27 protein-coding genes are annotated in these 21,771 nt (G+C 58.2%); 17 read left to right on the forward strand and 10 right to left on the reverse strand.

What is annotated here, in order from left to right; all coding sequences use genetic code 11:
- Window positions 1–227: 227 nt before the first annotated feature.
- Complete coding sequence (upp, locus tag QBL02_RS09035) at window positions 228–863, reverse strand: uracil phosphoribosyltransferase (protein WP_282726089.1); 636 nt, start codon at window positions 861–863, stop codon at window positions 228–230.
- A gap of 98 nt (window positions 864–961) precedes the next feature.
- On the opposite strand from upp, the gene QBL02_RS09040 reads away from it, so the two are divergent.
- On the forward strand, window positions 962–1,396 hold the full coding sequence (locus tag QBL02_RS09040) for a nucleoside deaminase (RefSeq protein ID WP_282726214.1): 435 nt from the start codon (window positions 962–964) through the stop codon (window positions 1,394–1,396).
- Between the two features lie 63 nt (window positions 1,397–1,459).
- On the opposite strand, the gene QBL02_RS09045 is transcribed toward QBL02_RS09040, so the two are convergent.
- The gene (locus QBL02_RS09045; RefSeq protein WP_282726090.1) at window positions 1,460–1,762 is read right to left on the reverse strand and encodes a hypothetical protein; all 303 of its coding nucleotides are present in this window, start codon (window positions 1,760–1,762) and stop codon (window positions 1,460–1,462) included.
- 52 nt (window positions 1,763–1,814) lie between these two features.
- Between QBL02_RS09045 and proC the strand changes: the two genes are divergently transcribed.
- The 3 genes from proC to QBL02_RS09060 all read left to right on the forward strand — a co-directional run bounded on the left by proC (window position 1,815) and on the right by QBL02_RS09060 (window position 4,594).
- Window positions 1,815–2,669, forward strand: a complete 855-nt coding sequence (gene proC / locus QBL02_RS09050) for a pyrroline-5-carboxylate reductase (RefSeq protein ID WP_282726091.1) — start codon at window positions 1,815–1,817, stop codon at window positions 2,667–2,669.
- A gap of 91 nt (window positions 2,670–2,760) precedes the next feature.
- Entirely contained in the window at window positions 2,761–3,546 is a 786-nt protein-coding gene (locus QBL02_RS09055) for an AraC family transcriptional regulator (protein ID WP_282726092.1), read from the forward strand.
- A 49-nt stretch (window positions 3,547–3,595) separates the two neighbouring features.
- Window positions 3,596–4,594, forward strand: coding sequence for a proline dehydrogenase family protein (locus QBL02_RS09060; protein WP_282726094.1), 999 nt, complete (start codon window positions 3,596–3,598; stop codon window positions 4,592–4,594).
- Between the two features lie 5 nt (window positions 4,595–4,599).
- Here QBL02_RS09060 and QBL02_RS09065 read toward each other — a convergent pair whose 3' ends face one another.
- Both QBL02_RS09065 and QBL02_RS09070 read right to left on the reverse strand, forming a co-directional pair.
- Window positions 4,600–5,265, reverse strand: a complete 666-nt coding sequence (locus tag QBL02_RS09065; RefSeq protein ID WP_282726095.1) for a TrkA family potassium uptake protein — start codon at window positions 5,263–5,265, stop codon at window positions 4,600–4,602.
- On the reverse strand, window positions 5,258–6,640 hold the full coding sequence (locus QBL02_RS09070; protein ID WP_282726215.1) for a potassium transporter TrkG: 1,383 nt from the start codon (window positions 6,638–6,640) through the stop codon (window positions 5,258–5,260). Before QBL02_RS09070 ends, QBL02_RS09065 begins: the two co-directional genes overlap by 8 nt.
- Before the next feature lie 194 nt (window positions 6,641–6,834).
- Here QBL02_RS09070 and QBL02_RS09075 point away from each other — a divergent pair, with 194 nt between their 5' ends.
- Both QBL02_RS09075 and QBL02_RS09080 read left to right on the forward strand, forming a co-directional pair.
- The gene (locus QBL02_RS09075; protein WP_282726096.1) at window positions 6,835–7,299 is read left to right on the forward strand and encodes a metalloregulator ArsR/SmtB family transcription factor; all 465 of its coding nucleotides are present in this window, start codon (window positions 6,835–6,837) and stop codon (window positions 7,297–7,299) included.
- A 63-nt stretch (window positions 7,300–7,362) separates the two neighbouring features.
- On the forward strand, window positions 7,363–7,461 hold the full coding sequence (locus tag QBL02_RS09080) for an AURKAIP1/COX24 domain-containing protein (protein ID WP_005504750.1): 99 nt from the start codon (window positions 7,363–7,365) through the stop codon (window positions 7,459–7,461).
- An 87-nt stretch (window positions 7,462–7,548) separates the two neighbouring features.
- Here the strand turns inward: QBL02_RS09080 and QBL02_RS09085 are convergent, their stop codons facing one another.
- On the reverse strand, window positions 7,549–8,097 hold the full coding sequence (locus tag QBL02_RS09085) for an XRE family transcriptional regulator (protein ID WP_282726097.1): 549 nt from the start codon (window positions 8,095–8,097) through the stop codon (window positions 7,549–7,551).
- 76 nt (window positions 8,098–8,173) lie between these two features.
- Between QBL02_RS09085 and QBL02_RS09090 the strand changes: the two genes are divergently transcribed.
- The 4 genes from QBL02_RS09090 to QBL02_RS09105 are packed head-to-tail and all read left to right on the forward strand — an operon-like array spanning window position 8,174 to window position 10,545.
- Window positions 8,174–9,136: an NAD(P)/FAD-dependent oxidoreductase gene (locus QBL02_RS09090; RefSeq protein WP_282726098.1), complete on the forward strand. Its 963-nt coding sequence runs from the start codon at window positions 8,174–8,176 to the stop codon at window positions 9,134–9,136.
- Window positions 9,137–9,138: 2 nt separating this feature from the next.
- Window positions 9,139–9,900, forward strand: a complete 762-nt coding sequence (locus QBL02_RS09095; protein WP_282726099.1) for a class I SAM-dependent methyltransferase — start codon at window positions 9,139–9,141, stop codon at window positions 9,898–9,900.
- A gap of 31 nt (window positions 9,901–9,931) precedes the next feature.
- Window positions 9,932–10,246 carry a glutaredoxin family protein gene (locus tag QBL02_RS09100; protein WP_282726100.1) on the forward strand — a complete coding sequence of 105 codons (315 nt, stop codon included), beginning with the start codon at window positions 9,932–9,934 and terminating at the stop codon, window positions 10,244–10,246.
- A complete protein-coding gene (locus QBL02_RS09105; RefSeq protein ID WP_282726101.1) occupies window positions 10,243–10,545 on the forward strand; it encodes a Dabb family protein in 303 nt (100 codons plus the stop codon). The genes QBL02_RS09100 and QBL02_RS09105 overlap by 4 nt, the downstream gene beginning before the upstream one ends.
- Before the next feature lie 32 nt (window positions 10,546–10,577).
- Here QBL02_RS09105 and QBL02_RS09110 read toward each other — a convergent pair whose 3' ends face one another.
- From QBL02_RS09110 to aspS, 5 genes are all read right to left on the reverse strand, one after another.
- On the reverse strand, window positions 10,578–12,410 hold the full coding sequence (locus QBL02_RS09110; RefSeq protein ID WP_282726102.1) for a choice-of-anchor G family protein: 1,833 nt from the start codon (window positions 12,408–12,410) through the stop codon (window positions 10,578–10,580).
- A complete protein-coding gene (locus QBL02_RS09115; RefSeq protein ID WP_282726104.1) occupies window positions 12,403–13,191 on the reverse strand; it encodes a hypothetical protein in 789 nt (262 codons plus the stop codon). Before QBL02_RS09115 ends, QBL02_RS09110 begins: the two co-directional genes overlap by 8 nt.
- 26 nt (window positions 13,192–13,217) lie before the next feature.
- Window positions 13,218–13,811, reverse strand: a complete 594-nt coding sequence (locus QBL02_RS09120; RefSeq protein WP_282726105.1) for a signal peptidase I — start codon at window positions 13,809–13,811, stop codon at window positions 13,218–13,220.
- Window positions 13,812–13,837: 26 nt separating this feature from the next.
- The gene (locus QBL02_RS09125) at window positions 13,838–14,605 is read right to left on the reverse strand and encodes an acyl-CoA dehydrogenase (protein ID WP_282726106.1); all 768 of its coding nucleotides are present in this window, start codon (window positions 14,603–14,605) and stop codon (window positions 13,838–13,840) included.
- A 383-nt stretch (window positions 14,606–14,988) separates the two neighbouring features.
- Window positions 14,989–16,332, reverse strand: coding sequence for an aspartate--tRNA(Asn) ligase (aspS, locus tag QBL02_RS09130; protein WP_282726107.1), 1,344 nt, complete (start codon window positions 16,330–16,332; stop codon window positions 14,989–14,991).
- Window positions 16,333–16,523: 191 nt separating this feature from the next.
- Here aspS and QBL02_RS09135 point away from each other — a divergent pair, with 191 nt between their 5' ends.
- From QBL02_RS09135 to QBL02_RS09165, 7 genes are all read left to right on the forward strand, one after another.
- Window positions 16,524–17,396: a transporter substrate-binding domain-containing protein gene (locus tag QBL02_RS09135; RefSeq protein WP_282726108.1), complete on the forward strand. Its 873-nt coding sequence runs from the start codon at window positions 16,524–16,526 to the stop codon at window positions 17,394–17,396.
- 26 nt (window positions 17,397–17,422) lie between these two features.
- Window positions 17,423–18,142, forward strand: coding sequence for an amino acid ABC transporter permease (locus tag QBL02_RS09140; RefSeq protein WP_282726110.1), 720 nt, complete (start codon window positions 17,423–17,425; stop codon window positions 18,140–18,142).
- Window positions 18,139–18,900, forward strand: coding sequence for an amino acid ABC transporter ATP-binding protein (locus tag QBL02_RS09145; RefSeq protein WP_282726112.1), 762 nt, complete (start codon window positions 18,139–18,141; stop codon window positions 18,898–18,900). The genes QBL02_RS09140 and QBL02_RS09145 overlap by 4 nt, the downstream gene beginning before the upstream one ends.
- 32 nt (window positions 18,901–18,932) lie before the next feature.
- Complete coding sequence (locus tag QBL02_RS09150; RefSeq protein WP_282726113.1) at window positions 18,933–19,958, forward strand: LLM class flavin-dependent oxidoreductase; 1,026 nt, start codon at window positions 18,933–18,935, stop codon at window positions 19,956–19,958.
- Window positions 19,951–20,469, forward strand: a complete 519-nt coding sequence (locus tag QBL02_RS09155) for a GNAT family N-acetyltransferase (protein WP_282726114.1) — start codon at window positions 19,951–19,953, stop codon at window positions 20,467–20,469. Before QBL02_RS09150 ends, QBL02_RS09155 begins: the two co-directional genes overlap by 8 nt.
- A 61-nt stretch (window positions 20,470–20,530) precedes the next feature.
- A complete protein-coding gene (locus QBL02_RS09160) occupies window positions 20,531–21,166 on the forward strand; it encodes a histidine phosphatase family protein (protein ID WP_282726115.1) in 636 nt (211 codons plus the stop codon).
- Window positions 21,166–21,768 (forward strand): TlpA disulfide reductase family protein, encoded by a 603-nt coding sequence (locus QBL02_RS09165; protein WP_282726116.1) that lies wholly within the window; start codon window positions 21,166–21,168, stop codon window positions 21,766–21,768. The genes QBL02_RS09160 and QBL02_RS09165 overlap by 1 nt, the downstream gene beginning before the upstream one ends.
- Window positions 21,769–21,771: the final 3 nt, after the last annotated feature.

Consider the following 21,771-nt stretch of genomic DNA (forward strand, 5'->3'; position numbering starts at 1 on the left):
GGCGGCACATCATCATGCCAGCCTGCCCAAAGTTCACCTCGCGGGTGGCCTGGGGACGATTCGTGTCAGTCATAAGTCAGAGTTAATCAAAGCATTGCGCTTCATGTCAAATTATTTCTTTGTGTGACGCTCGGCCGACGGCCGCAGATCGCGGAACCTCACCCGCGCCAAAAAAAGAATCGCCCCGAGCCGTGCCCGGAGCGATTCAAAACAGATCAAAGTATTTGCTAGTCAGCTGTGCCGTACAAGCGGTCGCCGGCATCGCCGAGCCCCGGCACAATGTAGGCCTGCTCGTTGAGGCCGTCATCGAGTGCGCCGAGCACGAGGGTGACGTTGCGATCGCCGACGGTCTCGCGAACGGCATTAATGCCCTCGGGGGTGCCGAGAATACAAATCGCGATCACTTCTTCTGCACCGCGATCAAAGAGGAAGTTGATCGCAGCTGCGAGCGATCCACCGGTAGCAAGCATCGGGTCAAGCACGAAGCACTGACGCTGTTCGAGATGATCCGGCAGACGCTCGGCGTAGGTTTCAGGCACAAGCGTCTCTTCGTTGCGCTTCATACCGAGGAAGCCAACCTCTGCGGTGGGAATCAGCTTCACCATGCCCTCGAGCATGCCAAGACCCGCACGAATGATGGGAACAATCAGCGGAGTTGGATGGCTGATTCGCACACCAGTGGTCGTGGTGACCGGCGTTTCGATCTCGATGGGATCGACCTTGACCTCGCGAGTCGCCTCGTAGGCGAGCAGGGTCATCAGTTCCTCGACCAAGAGTCGGAAGGTAGGCGGAGGCGTGCGCTTGTCGCGCAAAACCGTAAGCTTGTGAGTGATCAGCGGATGATCCGCAATGACAACGCGCATGTTTCCAGCTTAGTCGAGGTCTTGGCGAGTGACTGCGCACTTTTTACGAGTGAGGCACAGTGGGCAGCATTCCACCGAGTGATCGAGAGCGCGAGCTGATGGCTGCCGCGCTTGTCGAGGCACGGGTTGCAAGCGATGCCGGAGAAATTCCGGTTGGTGCGCTTGTGGTCGATGCGCAAGGCTCGGTGATTGCAACCGGTCGCAATTCTCGCGTGCTTGAGAAGGATCCAACGGCGCACGCCGAGGTGAATGCTATTCGTGAGGCAGCTCGCGTGTTGAACGACCGAGTGCTTGACGGGTGCACACTAGTAGTCACCCTCGAACCTTGCGTGATGTGCGCTGGCGTCATTCTTGCGGCGCGTATTCCGCGCGTGGTATTTGGCGCGTGGGACGAAAAAGCTGGTGCGGCTGGCAGCGTCTACGACCTCTTGCGAGATGGTCGATTGCCACACGCGGTACCTGAGGTCGTCAGCGGAGTAAACGCTGAAGATTGCCAGGCCCTACTTCAAGAGTTTTTTGCCGCACGGCGTTAGAAACTTGACATCGCTTCGTCCGTTGAGCTCGTCAAGATGTGCGTATTCGATACGCGCGAAAGCCTAGTCGAGACCGAGCATCACAATGGCGCTCGTGGTCGGTGGCGTCACATCGGGGTCGATCCAAACATCCGGCTCGATGTAAATCACCTTTGCCTCTGGCAGAGCCTTCTGCACGCGACGTTTTGCCTGGGCGAGGATCACCGAGACCTCTTTCATGGTGAGCTCAGAGTCGATATCGACCTTTGCGCCAACCACAAGTACTTCGCCGGCATGCGCGACCTGAAGACCGATCACGCGACGAATACTGGCGCCCTCAAGCAGGCTTGCCTCGATCTTTGCTACGTCTTCGCTGCTCGCCGTCATGTCCGAATCCCCTTTGTTCGATGGATCGCCTCCCATCCTAGACTTGGTGACTATGAGCGAAGCGAATGTATCTCAGCAGCTACCCAGTATTGCGATGATCGGCGTCGGTTCGATGGGCGGCGCAATTCTTGCCGGATTGCGTGCTCCGGGCGTGGCGGTTGACGGCCTTATTTCGGTGACCACCCGTTCTGCCGCGAGCGCTGCAGCGTTCGATGGCGCGAGTGATGTGCGGGCTTTCGCGAATGAACTTGATGCTGAGGCGAACCGTAAAGCTGTGCGGGGCGCGAGCGTGGTGATCCTCGCTGTAAAGCCCTGGCAGATTGCCGAAGTGCTCAGTGAGGTTGCAGCGGATCTTGCCCCCGGAGCAGTTGTTGTAAGTGTTGCGGCAGGCGTCACCACAGCAAGCATGACTGAGGTGCTGCCAGAGGGCGTTTCTGTGGTGCGGGCCATGCCGAACACGCCATCGAATGTTGGTCTTGGCATGACCGGTATCGCTGGCAACGACCAGACCAGCGCGGAATCGCTAGCTTTGGTGAAGCGGATCTTTGAAACCGTGGGTGTTGCGATTGTGGTGCGCGAAGAGCAGATCAATGCGGTTGCTGCTGTTTCAGGCTCAGGCCCCGCCTACCTGTTCTTGTATGCCGAAGAAATGACGGCGGCCGCCAAGCGGCTCGGCTTTGACGACGATCAGGCTCGTCTGTTGGCGGAGCAGACCGTGATCGGTTCGGCAGAGCTGCTACGTCAAAGCGGTGAGGAACCGGCAGAGTTGCGTCGCAAGGTGACGAGCCCGAAGGGCACCACAGAGCAGGCGATCCTCGTGATGCAAGAAGCCAAGCTGGGCGAGATTTATGACCGGGCTTTCGCCGCAAACATTCGTCGATCAGAAGAGCTGGCTGCTGAAGGTTAACGTTGGCAGCTTGCGCCATGTGCCCGCGCGGAACCGCAGGTCATGGCCTGTCGTATGCTCAGTGCATGCCTGAGGGATTGCGACATAAGCGATGACCGAGTTTTGGCGCAGTGAACGGCTGCCGCACTTGGAATCTCGGCGCTCCTGCCAGGAGCTCACCTGCTATCGGCCGCATACGCACGACCGGTTTTCGATCGGGCTGATCGATTCCGGTACTGCGCTGGTGACAGGTGTCTCCGATCAGGCCGTGCAACTATTGGCGGGCGACATCATCGTTATTCCGGCGGGTCACGTACACGCGTGCAACCCGGATCAGGGCCGCTGGCAATACCAAATGATCCACGCTGACGAGAGTTGGGTCGCTGAGTTTCTTGCTGGAGACGCTCCGCAGTTGTTGAGTGAAATCACCATTTTCCGCGATAGTGCCGTATATCAGCGGCTAGATCAGCTCAATTCACGGCTATTTGCGGGACTGGAATCAGCGCAGGTGGAAGCTCAGATTGCCACTGCCTTGCGGGAGTGCGCAACACTGAGCCCGGTGCTACGGCTCACTCCGGTGACCGACCGGGTGCTGGCTGCGCAACTTGCGCCGGTTCTTGAACAGCTTGAGGAACACACTTCGGAATCAACGCTCGATGAGCTCGCCACGCTCGCCGGGATGGACAAGTATCAGCTGATCCGCGCGACCAAACGTGCAACGGGGATGACACCGATCGCCTGGCGGCAGAACCAGCGCATTATTGCGGCGCGAGGTCTGCTCCGCGACGGGAGATCGCTCAGCGAAACTGCTGCGGTACTGGGGTTCACTGATCAAAGCCATTTTCACCGGGTATTTCGCGCTTATGTCGCGGCAACCCCTGGGGCCTACCGCGGATAACGCAATTTCGTACAATACCGGCCTAGGCGAGGCGCAATACCTTGACGCTATGACGATTCCTCACGAAGAACTTGCCGCCGCCGCAGACACCCTCCGAAGCTGGGCGCTTGATGAGCGCCTCAAAGAAACTGTGCGGGCTGATCCAGCGCTCGCTTCGATTGCGGAGCGTGTCGCGCGACGATACACAGCAGGTTCGCAAGTGGACGATGCGCTGCGACTGTTGGCCGCAAACCACGCGAAAGGTCACCAGGGAAGCATCGAGTGCGTGGGTGAATCAGTTCGCGATGCCGATGTTGCGCTCCGCGAGACAGAGACGATCGTCGATTTGGCAGCGCAGCTTGCTGCTACACCTGGCACGGCGACAATCTCCTTTGACCTTTCGCACGTTGGTTCGGTGGTCTCGCCGGAGCTTGGCCTAAAACATGCCTTACGAATTGCGCAAGCTGCACGCGATGCTGGCAGCTATGTGATGGTTTCCGCAGAAGGCTCATCGCGCACCGATCTTGTGCTGGAACTTTGGGAACGGATCTCTTCCGACTTCCCTGAAACCGGAATCACGCTGCAAGCTCGTCTGCATCGCACGCCGATCGATCTTGATCGTGTGCGCAGACGGCCAGGCCCAATCCGCGTGGTAAAAGGCGCGTTTCTCGAAAGCTCGGCGGTCGCTCACCCACGTAACTCGGCCCCGATGTATCAGGCCTATCGGGCAATGGTGAGCGAACTTGTTCGCGCCAGCCACCGAGTCAATATCGCAAGCCATGACCGCACCCTTGTTGCCAGATTGCAAGATGAGCTTGGCGATGAGCTACGAGCTGAGCATGTGGAATTCGAAATGCTCCAGGGCCTTGGCACCGAACTCTTGGACAGCTTGCGCGACGAGGGTCTTGCTACCAGGGAGTACATCGTGTTCGGACCTGAATGGTGGCTCTATGTGCTCAACCGGATCGCTGAGCACCCCGAACGAGCGATCACCGCGTTGGCAGACCTCAACCCGCAATTCACGTCGCAATTGCGCGAGTGTGACGCAAAGTCAGGGCAATCGAGCTAGATCAGCTAGCCGATTGTGGCGAAGCGTTCCACGTCTTCTGCCGTGCCTGAAACGATAATCAGGTCTCGCGGTGAAACGACGGTGTGCTGCGTTGCGTGAGTGAACGGCTGGCCAGGCGTTTTCACGCCGACCACCGTCACGCGGTAACGAGTGCGCACGCCGCTGGCTTCAAGTGACAGACCGCGAATTGAGCGCGGCGGGTACATTTTGGCGATCACGTAGTTGTCATCAAACTGGATGAAGTCGAGCATGCTGCCGCTAAGCAGGTGGGCGACGCGCTCGCCCGCCTCTCGCTCTGGGTAGATGACATGGTTCACGCCAATACGCTCAAGAATCTTGCCGTGCGACTGCGAAATTGCCTTCGCCCAAATCTGCGGAATGCCAAGGTCTACCAGGTTTGCGGCAATGAGCACACTGGCCTCGATCGATGCGCCAGTGGCGACGACGGCGATCTGAAACTGGTCAGCGCCGATCTGGCGCAGAGCCTCCATCGATCTGGCGTCTGCCTGCACCGCGTGGGTGACTCGATCGGCCCACTTCTGTACGAGCTGCATGTCGGTATCGACCACCAACACTTCGCGGTCTTGGCGGTCGAGCTGACCAGCGGTGGCCGCCCCGAAGCGGCCAAGGCCAATCACGATGACGGGTGCGTCGCTGCGAATATCAACCAACGATCGGCCTTTCTTCGGGCAGGCTAAACATGCGCCTGCGGCTGGTTGCCGCAATTGCTGCGGCGAGCGTGACGGTGCCGACTCGACCGGCCCACATTGTGGCGGCGAGCACGTACTTTCCAGAGTCCGGTAGGGCTTCAGAGAGACCTGTTGACAGGCCACACGTGCCGAACGCGGAAATCACTTCAAAGAGCACAAGATCAAGCGGCAACTTGGTCATGTGCAGCAGGGTGATGGTCGAAGCGGCGACGATGGTCGCGCCCCAGATCACGATGGAGACGGCGAGGCGCACAACTTCGTTTGGAATGCTGCGTTCGAAGACTTGCACGTTTTTGTAACCGCGAGCTTCGGCGTAGGCGGCCAGGAAGAGCACCGCAATTGTGGTGACCTTGATACCGCCCGCGGTTGAGGCTGAGCCGCCGCCGACGAACATGAGCATGTCCATGGCGAGCATGGTTGAGCCGTTCATGTCGGTCGGATCGATAATGCCGAGCCCGCCAGACCTGGTCATTACCGACATGTAGCCGGATTGCATCAGGGTCTGCCAGAAGTTTTCGTTGCCGAAGGTGCCGGGATTATCTGCCTCAAGCGCGCCAATCGCGATCCAGCCGAGGATCACAAATGCGATCGTGGTGGTGAGCGTGAGCTTTGCGTGCAGCCCTAGGCGCTTGTGGGAGCGCCAGCCTCCGCGCACGACCACCCGATAGAGCGCGAAAATTACTGGAAAACCTATGCTGCCAAGAAAGACGCCGAGGGCGAGAACGACTAAGAGGTAGGTGTCGGTTGCGTAGGGCGCGAGGCCCTCGGACATCGGCACAAAACCGGTGTTCGTGAACGATGAGGCAGCGAGGTAGAAGCCGTACCAAAGGGCTTCCCAGAAGCTGTATCCGGCAACCAGCATGCGCGGCGTGATCAATAGGGTGAGGGCTGCTTCAATGACAAGCAGGCTGAGTGCTACCGCAGCGAGCAGGCCACCCATTTCACCGAGACCAATGGCTTGGCTTTCACTTGACCCTTTTGTGGTGCGTGCCGGGTTTGTGTCGCTCGCGGCGAGAAGGCGCTGGCGCAGACCGAGACGCCTGGTCACGGTGAGGCCAAGAATGCTTGCGAGGGTGAGCACTCCGATGCCGCCGATTTGAAGACCGAGCAAGATGACAAGATCGCCAAAGAGTGACCAGTGTTCGGCCATGTTGACCGTGCTGAGGCCGGTCACGCAGATTGCTGAAACCGCTGTGAAGAGCGCATCGGCGAGCGGTGTCATGGTGCCGGTCCGGCTGGCAATTGGCAGTGAGAGCAGTGCTGTCCAGAGCAGGATGAGCGCCGTGAAAATGAGCAGTGCGAAGCGTGCTGGCGATGACTGAATGAGTGAGTGCAGCCACGTTTTTTGCGAAAGAGACGCTACCGATCGACGCGGCGCGAGAAATCCCCTCACAATAGCTTCCTCTTTAGTCAGAATCAGTCGGTATTTGGTGACGGGCGCTCTGGTTTGTGACGTCCGTAGAGTGTCATGCTACCCCCGAGAAGTAATTTCGGACACACTGAGGCCGCCTCTGGACTACCCTGGGTGTTATGCCAGATATTTTCGGGGTGATCTCCGACGCCACCCGACGCGACATTTTGCAGGTGCTTCTTGAGCGCCACCAGCAGGATGCCGAGATCAGCGTCTCAGAGATCGTGGCTCAGCTTGAGCTGAGTCAGCCGACCGTGTCGAAGCATCTGAAAGTGCTGCGCGAGGCAGAGCTTGTGACCGTGCGTGAAGAGGGACAGCATCGTTTCTACACGCTCGATCCAGAGCCACTTGAGATGATCGAGGATTTTATTATTCCGTTCCTCTCGGTTGGTTTTGATACCGAAGTGACCGTGGAATATCGGTCTGAAACGGGAGAGCTTCTGCCTGACCCTGAGGCGCCTCTTGGCGACGACGAAGTGCTGCCTGAAGAGCTCGCGACGGCTGCCGAGAATATTGGTCGAGCGATGGCAAACGCCGAGCATCGGGTAAAAGAGCTCGTCGCGCGTTTTCGCTTGCGTGCATAACGTTGTAAGATTGTATTTTTGTGGGCCTCAGATCGCGCGGCCCTGAGATTTTGTGAGGTTACTGTGGGTTCAGTTATCAAGAAGCGCCGTAAGCGTATGTCAAAGAAGAAGCACCGCAAGCTGCTTCGTAAGACGCGTCACCAGCGCCGCAACAAGAAGTAATTCGCGAAAGCGAATTGCGAGAGCGTCGTACCCTTTGGGTGCGGCGCTTTCTGTGTTTGTTCTGAGGGTTCCAGGGGTTTCGACTTGTTAGTGGCTCATTAGGTGCAGTCGCTCTCCGACGGTATTGAAGATGCTGATGACCTCGCAGCGACGTGATCCCGCTGCCCGCATTCGGTGTGGAGTGTTGGTGTCGAACTCTGCGGCTTCGCCCTGTGTGAGTGTGTGGCTAGTCTCGCCTAGGGTGAGTTCAAGTTCGCCTGAGAGCACGTAGACCCACTCGAGGCCTTCGTGCACTTGCAACTTGGCTGCCTCGGCTTTGGCTGGGTAAGTTAATTTGAACGCGCGCACATCTGATTCTTCGCGGGTGAGTGGCGCCACAATTATTCCGTTGCGGGTTGAGGTTGGTCTGCGCACTTTCGGGTCGCGTTCTGGCTCTTCGAGCAGGTCGTCGATTCGAATGCCGAGTTGCCGGGTAATCGGTAGGAGTAGTTCGAGGCTCGCTTGTCTTTTGCCTGATTCAAGGCGCGAGAGGGTGCTTGTGGACATGCCGGCCTTGCTCGCGAGCTCTTCAAGCGTCCAGCCTTTTTCTTGCCTGGCGGCGCGAAGCTTTGTGCCGAGTTGCTGTAGTTCCTGCATGTTCGAATCATTTCACCGTATTGCCATTTCTGCAAATAGCTTTGCGAAAACAGCCAAGCGCGGCAATGCTGAGTTTATGACACAACACACATGGGACGCAGTAATCATTGGTTCTGGTGCCGCAGGCTTGAGCGCGGCTCAGGCACTTGGGCGTTCGTTACGCCGCACGCTTGTAATCGACGCAGGCCAGCCGCGCAACCGCTTCGCCGCACACATGCACAATGTGCTCGGGCACGATGGCACGCCCCCGCTCGAGCTCATTGGCAAAGGCAAAATCGAGGCTGAAAGCTACGGTGTCCAGTTTCGAGATGGCCGAGTTGAATCAGTGCGAGACCTCGGCGCGACGCTCGCGCTCGCGCTCGATGACGGTAGCGAAATCATCGCAAGAAGTGTGGTGCTTGCCACAGGAGTTAGCGATGACTTGCCGCCGATCCCCGGACTCGCACAGCACTGGGGATCCTCTGTGCTGCACTGTCCGTATTGCCACGGTTGGGAGGTGCGCAACACTCGCATCGCGGTCGTGCCAACTTCGCCGCTTGGAATGCACCAGGCACTGCTGCTGCGGCAGTGGACAGATCAGCTCACCGTCTTTACCGATGCGCTCGGTGAACTCGACGAAGCCGCAACTCAGCGGCTGCTCGCACGGGGTATCGAGCTCGTGTCCGAGCCAATCTCAGAAGTTGTGAACAACGAGCAAAGCGTTACCGCTATTCGCACCGTGAACGGTCGCGAGCTGCCGATCGATGCAATTTTCACGGCTGCAACGCTGCGCCCGCACGACGAGATGCTGGCGAGTTTGCAACTGAAGCGATCTGAAAGTCCTTTCGGGTCATTTATTGCGGTGGATCCGACCGGCCGCACGAGCCACCCGCGTATTTGGGCGGTTGGCAATGTGGTGGCACCGGCAACTGCTGTGCCACAGGCAATGGCCGCCGGAGCGATGGCCGGCGGAGGCCTAAACTTTGTGCTCGTCGAAGAAGACTTTGATCTCGCGCAGCAAGCCCAGCGTTCGCAGCAGACGCCGACCTCAGGGGTGTGACAATGCACCAGCACAATACCAACCACAACAACGGCGCCAGACCCTCTGCTGCATACCCGGATTCTGGCTCTCCCGAAGAGTTTTGGGAACAACGCTACGCGGGCAGCTCGCCGATTTGGTCGGGCAAGGTGAACGCCACTCTCGCGAGTGCGGTGGCCGAATTGGTGCCGGGTCGATCTCTTGACCTTGGCAGTGGCGAGGGGGCTGACGTGCTTTGGCTTGCGGAGCGCGGCTGGCAAGCGCGCGGCATCGAACTCTCGCCCACCGCTGTCAACAGGGCGAGGGCCGCAGTCACAGCAAAGAGTAGTGATCAAGCATCGTTCGAGGTGAGAAATCTTGCCGAGTGGGCCTCTGCTGGTTTGCAAGATGATTGCGAACAAGAAGCATTCGAGCTGATCACCGCAAGCTTTTTCCAGTCGCCCGTTGAACTGCTGCGAGCCGAGATCTTACGAGCTGCACTGGCAAGGCTCACCCCGGGTGGACGGCTGGTGTTGGTCTCCCACGCGGCACCGCCACCGTGGGCAAACAGCCAGCAGGGTCAGCTCGATCCCGGCCATGATCACTCGGCGCAGCGCAAGGGCCCGACGTTTTACTCGCCCGCAGACGAACTGGCGCAGCTGGGCCTCGCAAGCGCTACAGCTGAACCGCAACACACTGCCGAGTACGTGGTTGAGGTTGCTGAGATTCGACAACGTCAGGTGAAGGACCCCGAGGGCGCAGCTGCGTTGATCGATGATTCCCTGGTTGTGGTTCGCCGTCGCTGATCCAGAGGGTGGCCTGGCTTAGACTGGTTTCGTGCCAAAAACCGTCGAAATCACGTTGCTTTCAAAGCCAGGTTGCCACCTCTGCGATGACGCCAGAGCCGTGATTGAGCAGGTTCGATCCTCGTTAGACGAACGAGGGCAAAGCACGACTCTTCTTGAGCAAAACATTCTTGAAGACGAAACCCTGGCTCGGCTGCACTCGGAAGAGATTCCAGTGGTGCTGTTGAACGGTAAACGGCACGCGATTTGGCGGGTAGACGGGGATCGCCTGACGGCTGCGATTCAGAAGGCTGCCCGCAAACCAGCATTTTTCACACGAAACACAGAAAGCACCCCGAAGTCATGACCCTGCGCCATATTGTTTCTTGGAAGTTCAACGGCGAGACCAAAGAGCAGCGCGACGCTCAGGCTGCCGAGGCTATCGCGCTCATCGATCCGCTTCGTGAAAAAATCGAGAGCGTGCGCGCGCTGAGCCTGCATCGAAACGAACTGTTTGACGGCGCAAACTTCGACCTCACCCTGATCGCTGATTTTGATGATGCCGAAGGTCTCGAATTTTACGCGAAGCACCCGGAGCACCAGCCGGCATTGCAGTACATGCCAACAGTTGCTGCCGCTCGCGTGGCAACAGACTTCACGATCTAGACCCAGAACCCGTACTCAGCGAGATTGCAGGCCTAATACAGACGGCACGGGCTGCCCGCCGATGGGGGTCGCTCGGCCAAACAATTCGTGCCCACGGATCCGCGGCCAAGATACAGGCGAACCGAGTTTGCCGGGAGCGCTCCGAGCACACCAACTCGTAGTGCCGCCACGTCGAAGCGGCCCGCTGGCAGCGTCGACCAATCGGCTGGGGCTGCGCCTGCCCCAGGCACTGCGGCCGGCGCATTTTGGGCGTTGACGAGCAATTGAACGACACCGCTGATGAAGAGCTGCGCATAGACATTCGCGACCACATTTGTGATTGGTGGTGCGAGGTTCAACACCGTCGATGGTAGCGTTCGTAAAGTGTTGAGCACGGCGTTCACCGCGTCGCCCGCGATCTTGCCAAGGCCGTTTACGAGCCCGCCTAGCAAGGTGTTGATCAGCGGATTAACGATTCCCGACAGAATCGCGCCGATAGCGCCTAAGTTGAGATTGGTGCTTGTGGTCGCCTGCACTGTGCCTGCCAAAAGGTCTTTGAGGCTGCCGTGCACATTCGCGGAGATAGTCCCGATAGGTACCTGCAAGCAGCCGAGAGTGCAGACTTCCACCCGCAAGGCGATGGTGACAGCGGCGGTAACCGAGACCGCATCGATCGCTTGAGTGAGTGCGGTGTTTACCCGGGCTATCCAGCTGTTTAGAGCGTTATTCACGGCGGCGGTAAGTGTTGGTACGACAGTCTTGTTGCCGAGCAAATCTGTGTTGGGCGGCAGACTGTTGAGCCCACTTCCATAGCTGCCGGGGTAGGCCGCTGCGAGCAGCGCTGCGGTATTGACGGTTATTGTGCCCTGAGCCAGATTGATCGCCACCACGCCACCGCTATCGGTGATGGTTTCGGTGAGAAGCGAGCGAACCGCTGTCGTGTTGATAGTTGCCGAGACCGTGGCGGTGACCTCACCCAAGCTCAGAATTGGGTTTGAGATTAGGCTGTTGAGCAGGTTTTTGGTGCCGTTCACAATCGAACTGGTCACCCCCGCGTTACCGGCAACCTGGTTCACAGTCTGTTCGAGTGTGGTGATCGTGTTACTTACTCCGGTGACGAGCGCTCCTACTGTCGGTGAGGAGATTTTGGTTTTTACCGATGACGCGAGGTAATCACGAGTCAGCGCATTCGCGACAGACTGTTGCCACACTTGAGAACAGCCGTTGAGAGTTGCGCGCCCAGCAACCGCGCCAAGTTCGAGGTCAACGTCAGTGACACCACTCACGAGAGTGCCGAGGTTGAGGCCGGTTGAATTGAGCAAGTTCTTGAGATTGATGGTGCCAAGCTGCGGATAGCCATTGCCAGGTGCCAAAGCAATGCCGCCGGTGTTGGTGACGAACCCAGAAGCGCCCACTGAGACACCCGTGCTCTGTGCCTGCCCATATTGGCCGAGCACGCCAAGGCTGTTGTCGAGCGGCAATTGCAAAATGCCTTGCCCGAGATTGACATTGACCGCAGATAGCGCAACCACATTGAGTGGGTTCGAGTACGCATCGTTTCCGAGCGAAGTGGCAACCCCGCGAGTCTCTTTTGAGCGATCACCGTTCTGGGTGACCTCCACGCCACTGGCCTCCGCGAGGGTATCAAGGTTGATGCCGAGCAACCCACCGCTGAGCGCCCGCCCCTCGCCGCGGGCCGCGAATTGTCCAGTGGCAGCCGAACATTTTGGTGTGGTCATGGCTCGACCGTTTGTCCATTCGGCATCGGTCCAACTGGCATCAGTGGTGATCCCCTGTTGAGCGACGAGAGCGATCGACGCGATCATGACGGCAGCAATGCCAGCGATGCCCCGACGGTGTCGAAGTGCTTTGCGTGATCTAGGCATGGGGTGCCCCCGCGTCTGTTGCTGCGGTGCTTTGCGTTGAAGAGGTCGAGGTCTGCGTTGTGATCACTCGGTGGCGTGCGTTCGCGGTTCGAAGTAGCGATAGCGAGAGGGCCAAACCAATTAGCCCGAGGGAGAGCATGCCCAGTGCGAGCGCGTCGGTGCCGGTTGCTGCGAGACTTTGAGGCTGTGCAGCCCTCTGGCCGGGAGGGGTGACGACAGGTGGCGTGTTATCGCCGCTTGCGTGCACGCCAATACCGATGACTGCACTTTCGCCTTCGAATAGCGCTACCGGGGTACTCGCTGGTACAGCCAGTGTGACAAGCAGTTCGCGGGGCTGCCCGTCTTGCAAGGTACTCAGATCAGTGAGTTGCCCTGACTGGATCACTTGGCCGAGCGGCTGATCGTTCAGAATCGTCTGGCTTGTGCCAGCGCAGCTTGCGCCGGCGGTGGCGCTCTGGAACGTGCCGGCGCAGGCGATGAGTGTGACACGCATATTGGAGTGATTGATCATTGCCCCCCGGCCTTGCACTTCAATGGTGAGGGTGCTTGAGGGGGCATCATGGAGAGCAGCCTGAATGAGCCACGTCGCGGAGTCGCCCGGGTTGAGATCTGCAAACAATTGAGATCCTGAGTCGACGGCAAGTTTCAGGTAACCGGGAGTGCCTGTTTCGGTGATCTGGTTGAAGACGGCTGCGGCGCGCGTCGCTGTGAGTCCAACACCCAGAGTCGTGATGACTCCGAACGCAAGCGCAAGTGCGAGCGCTGAATTACGAAGATTCATGGCGGCCCTCCTTTGCGTGAAACTGCCTATACGGGTACGGCTGTTTTTTCAGTGGTGCTGCTCTCGCTGGCAGAAGGTTTTGGCCAAAATGCCCAGGTGACGAGTGCCCCTACTGCAATGACGAGGATCCCCATTCCTATGGGGGATTGAAGCATCATGATGGCCGAGCCGAGATAGGGGAGCGAAAAGATTGTCTTTTTCGTCTCGGTGAATGCGTAGGGCTGTGGGTCGGAGGTGCGATTGGCGTCGCCCTGCAGGAGCACTTGCCGTGCATCGGAGCTATTGATATCGGGCGCCTTCCCGCCGGGCATTGCGGCCCGGATGTCGGCGTCGCCTTCGTTGCGTGGCGAGACCGGGCTGATATCAATAACGCGATGTGTGACAGGTAACGATTCTCCTGCTCGCTGCAGCGTGATCACGTCGCCGACTCGGACGTCGCTCGCCTCAACCGGCACTGAGACCGCAAGCGCCCCCTGCGGCATCGTTGGACTCATCGAACCGGTTCGGAAAACGATGATGCTCGCTCCCGTAGTCGCCGCGTAAACGAACCAGCAACCCAGCCCGAGGGCTGCCACGACGAGGACCGCCGTGGCAGCTGCTCCAAACGTTTTTCGGAACATGGTTGACCCCTAGGCCCGGCTGACTGTTATGGAGTGGAAATCGACTTGAATTCCCACGCGGGAGCGATAGTGCGTCCCTGTAGGTCGTCGATCGATGTCGCCGTCAAGCCCGATTGCAGTGTGGCTGGGAGTTGCAGTACGAAGCAATAGTGCTGGGTCGATCCAGCGTTACCGCTCAGGGTTTGTGTTGCCGTCGCGGTGGTGTCGAGCGAGGTGATCCCTGCGATGGGTGTGCCCCATGATGCGATGTTGGCCGCGTCACAGGCTGCTGTCGGTGAGGTGACCGGGCTGGTGACTGACTGTGTGTATACCGAGACCTTGATTGATTTCCATAGATCGCTGTTCGGGTCGGAGGTGGCGGCGTTGTATGGCGGGGTAAGGGTAGCGGTGACGGCTTTCTGCAGCGTAACTGTCGCCCCGGCCGATTGGGTTATTGTGCGCAAAGCTACAGGCGCGTAGATGGTGGTATTCGGGGCCAGCGCGAGTGCGCCCGCGGTGAAGGTCAGTCCGCCGCCCGGATTGGTTTCGCGATTGGCCCAGTTTGCGGCCAGGTCGTTGAACGGCGCGGTGACGTTTTGCTGCACCTCAAATTTGCTTGTGCCAACCCCTGGAGTGTTTCCGGTGCCGCCCCAGACCCATTCAGAATCGGTCCAAGACGCGAGCGTGTAGGTTGCTCCGATGCCGACGACCAGAGCGCCGGCGGCGATGGCAGCAATCTTCCGTTTTCTGCTTGCTTGTGGTTTTTTGCTCGTTTGTGTTTCGTTGCTCGGCTGAGCGGTGTTTGCTGTTCCCATGATCAAACTCTCTTCACTGAGATGTGTGTAGATGACCCTGGAGTTCTCCCCTACGCAGTATTTTCTGCGATGTCCCGGGGGATTCCCCCAAGAAATCGAGCATGAGTTCCGTAACTGAAAACGAGGCTAGTGTCTTGATGTAAAGTCGCTCGATTTGCTACAGCATACAAAGTTTCGCGTCTTGTTTGAATAAATTTTTGGCAACTGTATTTTCGCTAGAGATCGTGTTAGGAAACTGGCTCAGCTATGTGGTCCGCATCGCTATCGTCATAAAACGCGCAGAAACTGGCACTGATTTACTTTTTTCTGACCAAGCGGCGACATAAAAGTGGCTCCACCCGAATGGTGGAGCCACTTTTATGTGTGCTTTTAGCTGTGAACCCTTACGGCAGCAGACGGTTTGGTCCGCGGAACAGGTAGGTGGTTTCGCGAATCGAAGGCTGGTGCAGCATCAGCATCAGCACGCGGTTCAGGCCCATGCCGAATCCGCCGTGTGCTGGCATGCCGTAGCGGAAGAAGTCCAGGTAGAACGCCAGCTCTGCTGGATCCATGCCCTTGGCCTTCGCCTGCTCCTCGAGTACCTCAACACGGTGTTCGCGCTGCGCGCCGGTTGAAATCTCGGTGCCACGGTAAATCAGGTCGTAGCTCTTGGTGAGCGACGGATCTTCTTCGTTCAGCATGTGGTAGAACGGGCGAATAGATGCGGCGTAATCGGTCAAGAAGACGAAATCGTGACCGAACTTTTCCTTGGCGTAGGCAGCGATCTGGCGCTCGCCCTCAGGATCCATATCGGCGTCCGCGCGAGGAACCTCGTAGCCGCGTTCCTTCACGATTTCCTTGGCCTCGGCCAGTGGAATACGAGGGAATGGGCGGCTTGGTACCTCAATCTCGATGCCGAAGAGCTTCTCAATCTCAGCGCCGTGCTTTTCCTTCACCGCGGTGATGCCGGCAACCATGAGCTCTTCGTGCAGCTCCATGACGTCTTCGTGCGAATCGATCCAGCTCAGCTCTGCGTCAATCGAGGTGAACTCGGTCGCGTGACGTGAAGTGAACGAAGGATCAGCGCGGAAGGCTGGGCCAACTTCGAAGATGCCACCAAAACCAGCGGCCTGCGCCATCTGCTTAAAGAACTGGGGGCTCTGCGCAAGGAACGCCTTACCTTCGAAGTACTCAACCTCGAAGAGTTCCGCGCGAGACTCGCTCGCCGAAGCCATCAGCTTTGGAGTCTGAATCTCGATGAATCCACGCTCCACCCAAACCTGACGCAGCGCGTGCAGGAAGGTGGTCTGCACGCGGAAGACCAGGTTCTGCTCTGGGCGGCGCAGATCCAGGAAGCGCCAGTCGAGTCGAACGTCGATACCTGAATCGTCGGCGACCGGGTTGTCTGGCAGGGCGCGGGTGACAACTTCGATCTTGTCGATCTGAATTTCAACGCCACCAAGCTTTACGCGCTCATTGTGCTGTAGCTCGCCAGTGACGGTGATGAAGGTGCCGTGGGTGAGTTCGGTGATGGTGCCAGTTCGCTCCAGCAGAATGTCTGAGCGCGGATTTTCTGGATCAGCCTCGCGCAGCACGCCGCCGTTCACGAGCTGAACCGCTCCGGTTTCGTCGCGGAGCACCACGAACTGAACGAACTTCTGGTCGCGTACCTTTTCGACCCACCCCGAAACGCGTACGGGGCCGTCTTCGTGGGCAGCGAGATCTTTGATCAACACACGCTCTTGCATCCCACAAGTCTATCTGCGCGTCGTGAGTGTGTTTGCCAGTTGTGCAGCTTTCACGGCTGTCGAGAGTTGCTTCTAGAAAAAGGCGGCCATAAAAACACCATGTAATAAGTTGAAATAATGTGACCCATAGTTTGTGGTTATGTGTTGCGAGTGCGTACGCTCCAAATCAGTCACTACGAAAGGACCATCGCATGTCACCCCGTTTCAAGATCAGCACCGCCTCCGGCATTGCCGCTATCGCTGCCATCGCCGTCATGGGCCTCAGTGCGTGCGCTCCCGGGGCTGCGAACGCTGAGGGCAGCGAGAGCGCCGAAGGCAAGACCGAGGTGCTCCTCGTCGGTACAAGCGGATCAGTGCGCCCATACACCTTCCGAGACGACAACGACGAGCTCACCGGATACGACATCGAGCTCTTAAAGCTGATCGATCAGAAGCTTGACGACGTTGAATTCAAATTTGAGGTCACCGATTTCCCTGCACTCTTCGCCGGTCTCGACTCGGGCCGCTTCGACTTGGTAGCAAACAATCTGAGCACGACCGAAGAACGCCGTGAAAAGTACGACTTCAGCGACCCCTACATCGAGGCGCAATTTGGCATTGGCCTTGCCGCAAACAGCAGCCTGAGCAACATCAAGACGATTGACGACCTCGCGGGCAAGCGCACCTACGGCACCCCAGGTCTCAACTACACCAAGATCCTCGAGGCCTACAACGCCGAAAACCCCGACAACCAGATCATCATTGACTACACAGAACTCGATTTGCAGCTGCAGTTCCAAAACCTCGCAGCAGGTCTCACCGACTTCATCTTCTCTGAGCGGGTGGTCTATCAGGGATACGGCGAAGACGCGGGTCTCGATGTGACGTTCACGCCGCTAGATAGCGACTACCTCGTCGACACCTTTGGTACAAACCTCTATTCGGCGTACGGCTTTAGCAAGACGAAGGATCACTCGGCCACGATCAAGAAAATCAATACCGCGCTCGACGAACTCATTGCCGACGGAACCGTCGCAAAACTGAGCAACGAGTTCTTCGGCGTAGACGTAACGCCCCGTCGCTAGCCAAGCGAACTCACTCCTCTAAACCAGTGCAGATAATCGACCTGAACGCGATCGGCGAATACACCCTCGCGTTACTGCCCTACGTTCCGATCACCCTGGCGATCAGTGTCTTCGCGACACTGCTCGGCACGGTGATCGGCCTGGCTATGGCGCTGATCAAAATGGCGAAAGTGCCCGTGCTGAGCCAAATCACCGCCGTAATCGTTTCGTATTTACGAGGCACGCCGATCCTCGTGCAACTGCTATTGAACGTAAACGCGGCACCAATTCTGGTGCTCACCGTGAACGCGCAATTTGGCACAGACTGGAACGTCGTCGCGGTATCTCCGTTTCTCGTCGCAGGCTTCACCTTCGCTCTGAACGAGGCAGCCTACAGCTCGGAATCGATACGCGCAGCTTTGCTCGCGGTGGATCGCCGAGAGATTGAGGCGGCGCACTCGTTGGGCATGACAGCCTGGCAGACCCTGCGTAGGGTGACCATTCCGGTGGCCTCCGTGATCGCTTTCCCCACCCTGGTGAACCATTTCATCGGCATGCTCAAACAGTCGTCTCTGGCGTTTGTGGTGTCGCTCATTGAAGTTACCGCGTACGCAAAAATCATTGGCGGTCGCGACTACCGCTTCTTTGAGGCGTTTCTGGCCACCGCGATCATCTACTGGGGTCTCACGGTGCTCGTTGAGCAAATTGCACGGGTGGTCGAGCAGCGCATGAAACGGCCATTGCCGGGAAAGCTGAGGCTGGCATGATCGCGCTAGAGCACATTTATAAGTCATACGGCGATCGTGTGATTCTCGACGATCTCTCACTTGAGTTCGCCGGAGGGCAGACTACGGCGCTCGTTGGCAGTTCGGGTGCAGGAAAATCTACCCTGCTGCGCTGCATTGATTTTTTGGAGCGACCCGATAGTGGCCGAGTCGTGATCGACGACCTCAGTGTTGACGCAAAGCACGCCCATAAACGCGAGGTGCTTGAACTTCGTCGGCGTACGGCAATGGTGTTTCAACAGTTTCATCTTTTCTCGCGAAAGACGGCGCTTGAAAACGTTGCTGAAGGGCTGCGTGTGGTTCGCAAAATGTCCTCGCGAGAGGCTGAAAGTGAGGCGCGACAGCACCTTGACCGGGTGGGGCTTGCTTCGCACTCGGGTCACTACCCGGCCCAGCTGTCGGGTGGGCAGCAACAGCGCGTTGGCATCGCGAGAGCACTCGCAATGCGGCCGCGAGTGCTGCTGCTTGATGAACCGACGAGTGCACTTGACCCGGAACTTGTCGGTGAAGTACTAGCGACAATTCGTGGCATTGCCGCCGATGGTCAAACCATGGTGATCGTCTCGCACGAAATGAACTTCGTGCGACAAGTGGCTGATCGTGTGCTTTTTCTTGAGCACGGAAAAGTGCTCGATGATGCGAGCCCGGCAGAGTTTTTCGGCCCGAAGGTGCAGGCGCGAACCAGAGCCTTTTTGCACGAGTACCACCTGTCCAGAGGCAACCCCGACTACCAGATCTAACCCAATAGATTTTTTACGCAAAGGAAGTAGCTATGTCAGCACAAGCAAGGCCAGTAAAGAGCGTCGGCTTCATTCATCTCGTTCCCTTCGACAAAAACGATCCGCAACGCGGTCACGAAGAAGGGCTCGAACTCTTCGAGTACGCCGAATCGCTCGGGCTCGATAGCGGTTGGGTGAGAACTCGGCACCTTCAGCACGGACTCTCCTCACCCGCCGTATTCTTCGGGGCCGTCTCGCAGCGCACTACCAAGATTGGCCTTGGCAATGCGGTGATTCCGGTGGGTTTTGAAAATCCTTTTCGCTTGGCCGAAGACCTGGCCACCGCTGACGTGCTCAGCGGAGGCCGGTTGCTCCCTGGCCTCAGCGTGCACGCCCCGGGTTATACCGAAGAGGTGAACGACCTGGTGCACGACACCGGTTGGCGCGAAGAAGACTACGGGTATGGCCGTATCGAGCGTCTTCGTTCGCTGCTCTCAGGTGAGCAGGTGCGAAGCGTGCCAGAGTACAACGGCATCGGCGGCGACTTCGATAGCGAACGAGTTGAGCCGCACAGCGAGGGCCTCTCGGAGCGGCTTTGGTATGGAGGGGGCTCTTTGCGTTCGGCCGAGTGGGCGGGCCAGTCAGGTCTCAACTGGCTGGTCAGCAACATCACCTCCTATGAAGAGGGAGAAGAAAACTTTTCAATTGCCCAGCGCAAACAAATTGATACTTTCCGGGCGGCGCACCGGGAGGGAGATTCTGCAAGAGTCTCAGTCGCACGAGTGATTGTGCCAACCGAAGGTGCCACGCTGGATCAGCAAGAGCGCTATGCGCGATATGTTGAGGGGCGCACGGCTCGTACGAAGGGTGTGCACGGTGGGCGCACTCTGATTGCGCCAGATGTCACCGGCAGTAACGCCGAGATTATTGAATTCATTAGAAACGATGTCGCGTTCCAGGCAGCCGACGACTACCTATTCGAATTGCCGTTCGAGTTCGAACTCGCAGATTGGAAGCAGATTCTTGAACAGCTCGCCCGCGAGATTGCACCAGCGCTAGGTTGGTCTCGCAATGATTGAATTCGCAAAGCCCGAAGAACACGAAGAAATTGATCAGCTGATCCTCGATGCCTATACGCACGACTACGGGCCGAGCGATCGCGGTGACTCGATGCGCTTCGCCAGGGTACGCGCAGAGCAATTTGACGTTTGGGTAGCGCGAAACCAAGAAGGCTTGATTCTTGGCAGTATTACTACCCGGCGAAAAGACGGCAGGCCCCTGCACGAAGACACAGCAGACGGTGAACTTGATCTTCGCTTACTCGCTGTGTCGCCGAGGGCGAGAAGACAAGGCATCGGCGCAAAGATTATGCGCGAGGTGGCCGCGCACGCTCAACGCGAAGGTTTTGACACGGTGGTGCTCAAGACGGCACCGCACATGACCGGAGCGCACGTGCTCTATGAATCACTCGGCTACGACCGGGCTCAAGAGCGAGACGGGCTGTGGATTTCAGGCAAACGCGTGCTCGACTTGTATTCGTACGTATTGCCGCTCGGAGCGGTGCACACGCTACACGCACAAGCTTCGTAGCGGGAGTCTGCGCGGGGGCCGTGGCAGCATGTTCACAGGAGGGCAAACCTAGAATGTCTGTGTGAGCGACAAACTGCTGCATTTGGTGCGCCATGGCGAAGTACATAACCCTGAGGGAGTGCTCTATGGGCGCCTGCCCGGGTACCAACTCTCTGAGCTGGGGCATGGAATGGCTGAGGCTGCCGCGCAAGAGCTAGCTGCGAGCGACCGAGCCGTATCGTTGCTGATCGCCTCGCCGCTTGAACGTGCTCAGCAGTCAGCTGCCCCAATCGCGCAGGCTTTTAATCTGCCGATCGCAATCGATGAACGCATTATTGAGCCCACAAACGCATTTGAGGGCTCGGTAGGTAAGAGCGCATTTAAGAATCCTCGCTACTGGTACCGCTATCTGAACCCATTCCGGCCAAGCTGGGGCGAGCCATACCGCAGCATTGCGAATCGCGTGCGTGCAGCGATGGATGACGCCTGGGAAGCAGAGCGGTCTGGCGACATCGTTATGGTCAGCCACCAGGCAGTGATTTGGGCTGCGCACCGGGACATTAACGGCGAACCACTGTTCCACAACCCGGCTAAGCGCCGGTGCGAGCTGTCGAGCATCACCACTTTTGAGCGTCGTGGCGGGCGCTGGTTTGAGGTTGACTACCGCACACCAGCGGCTGAATTGATGAAAGATTCGATCGACGTGGGAGCAGTGTAATGCGCCGAAATCTTGTTCCAGTAGCCGCCTTGACCCTCGCCAGCGCCCTGCTACTTTCGGGTTGCTCGGCCGAAAGCAACGGACTTGCTGAACAGTGGAACCAGGGGAGCGACAAGGGTTACGTTGCCGGTGACGGCTCGACCACTTCGTTTGCGCCAGAAGAGCGCAAAGACGCAGTCGAATTCTCTGGTGTGACCGAGTTTGGTGAAGATTTCACCTCAGACGAAATTCTTGGTTCGGTGACCGTGGTGAACTTTTGGTACGCAGGCTGTGCGCCGTGCCGTGCCGAGGCACCGCAGCTCGCTGAGGTCTACGAAGAATTCAAGTCTGAAGGTGTTCAGTTCGTAGGCGTAAACACTCGTGATCAAGAAGCTCAGGCTCTGCAATTCGCTGAAGAATTTGGCATCGAGTACCCCTCAATCATGGATACCGCGGGGGATCGCAAAGCGCAACGCGCATTCGCAGGGCAGGTGCCACTCAACGCGGTACCGACGACCCTTGTGCTTGACAAGGAGGGCCGTGTGGCCCATCGCGTGGTCGGCCAGCTTGCAGCTACCTCGCAACTGCGTACTCTCGTGCAAGAAACTTTGGCCGAGGGATAACCC

Source organism: Leucobacter sp. UT-8R-CII-1-4 (assembly GCF_030010235.1).
Lineage (GTDB): Bacteria > Actinomycetota > Actinomycetes > Actinomycetales > Microbacteriaceae > Leucobacter.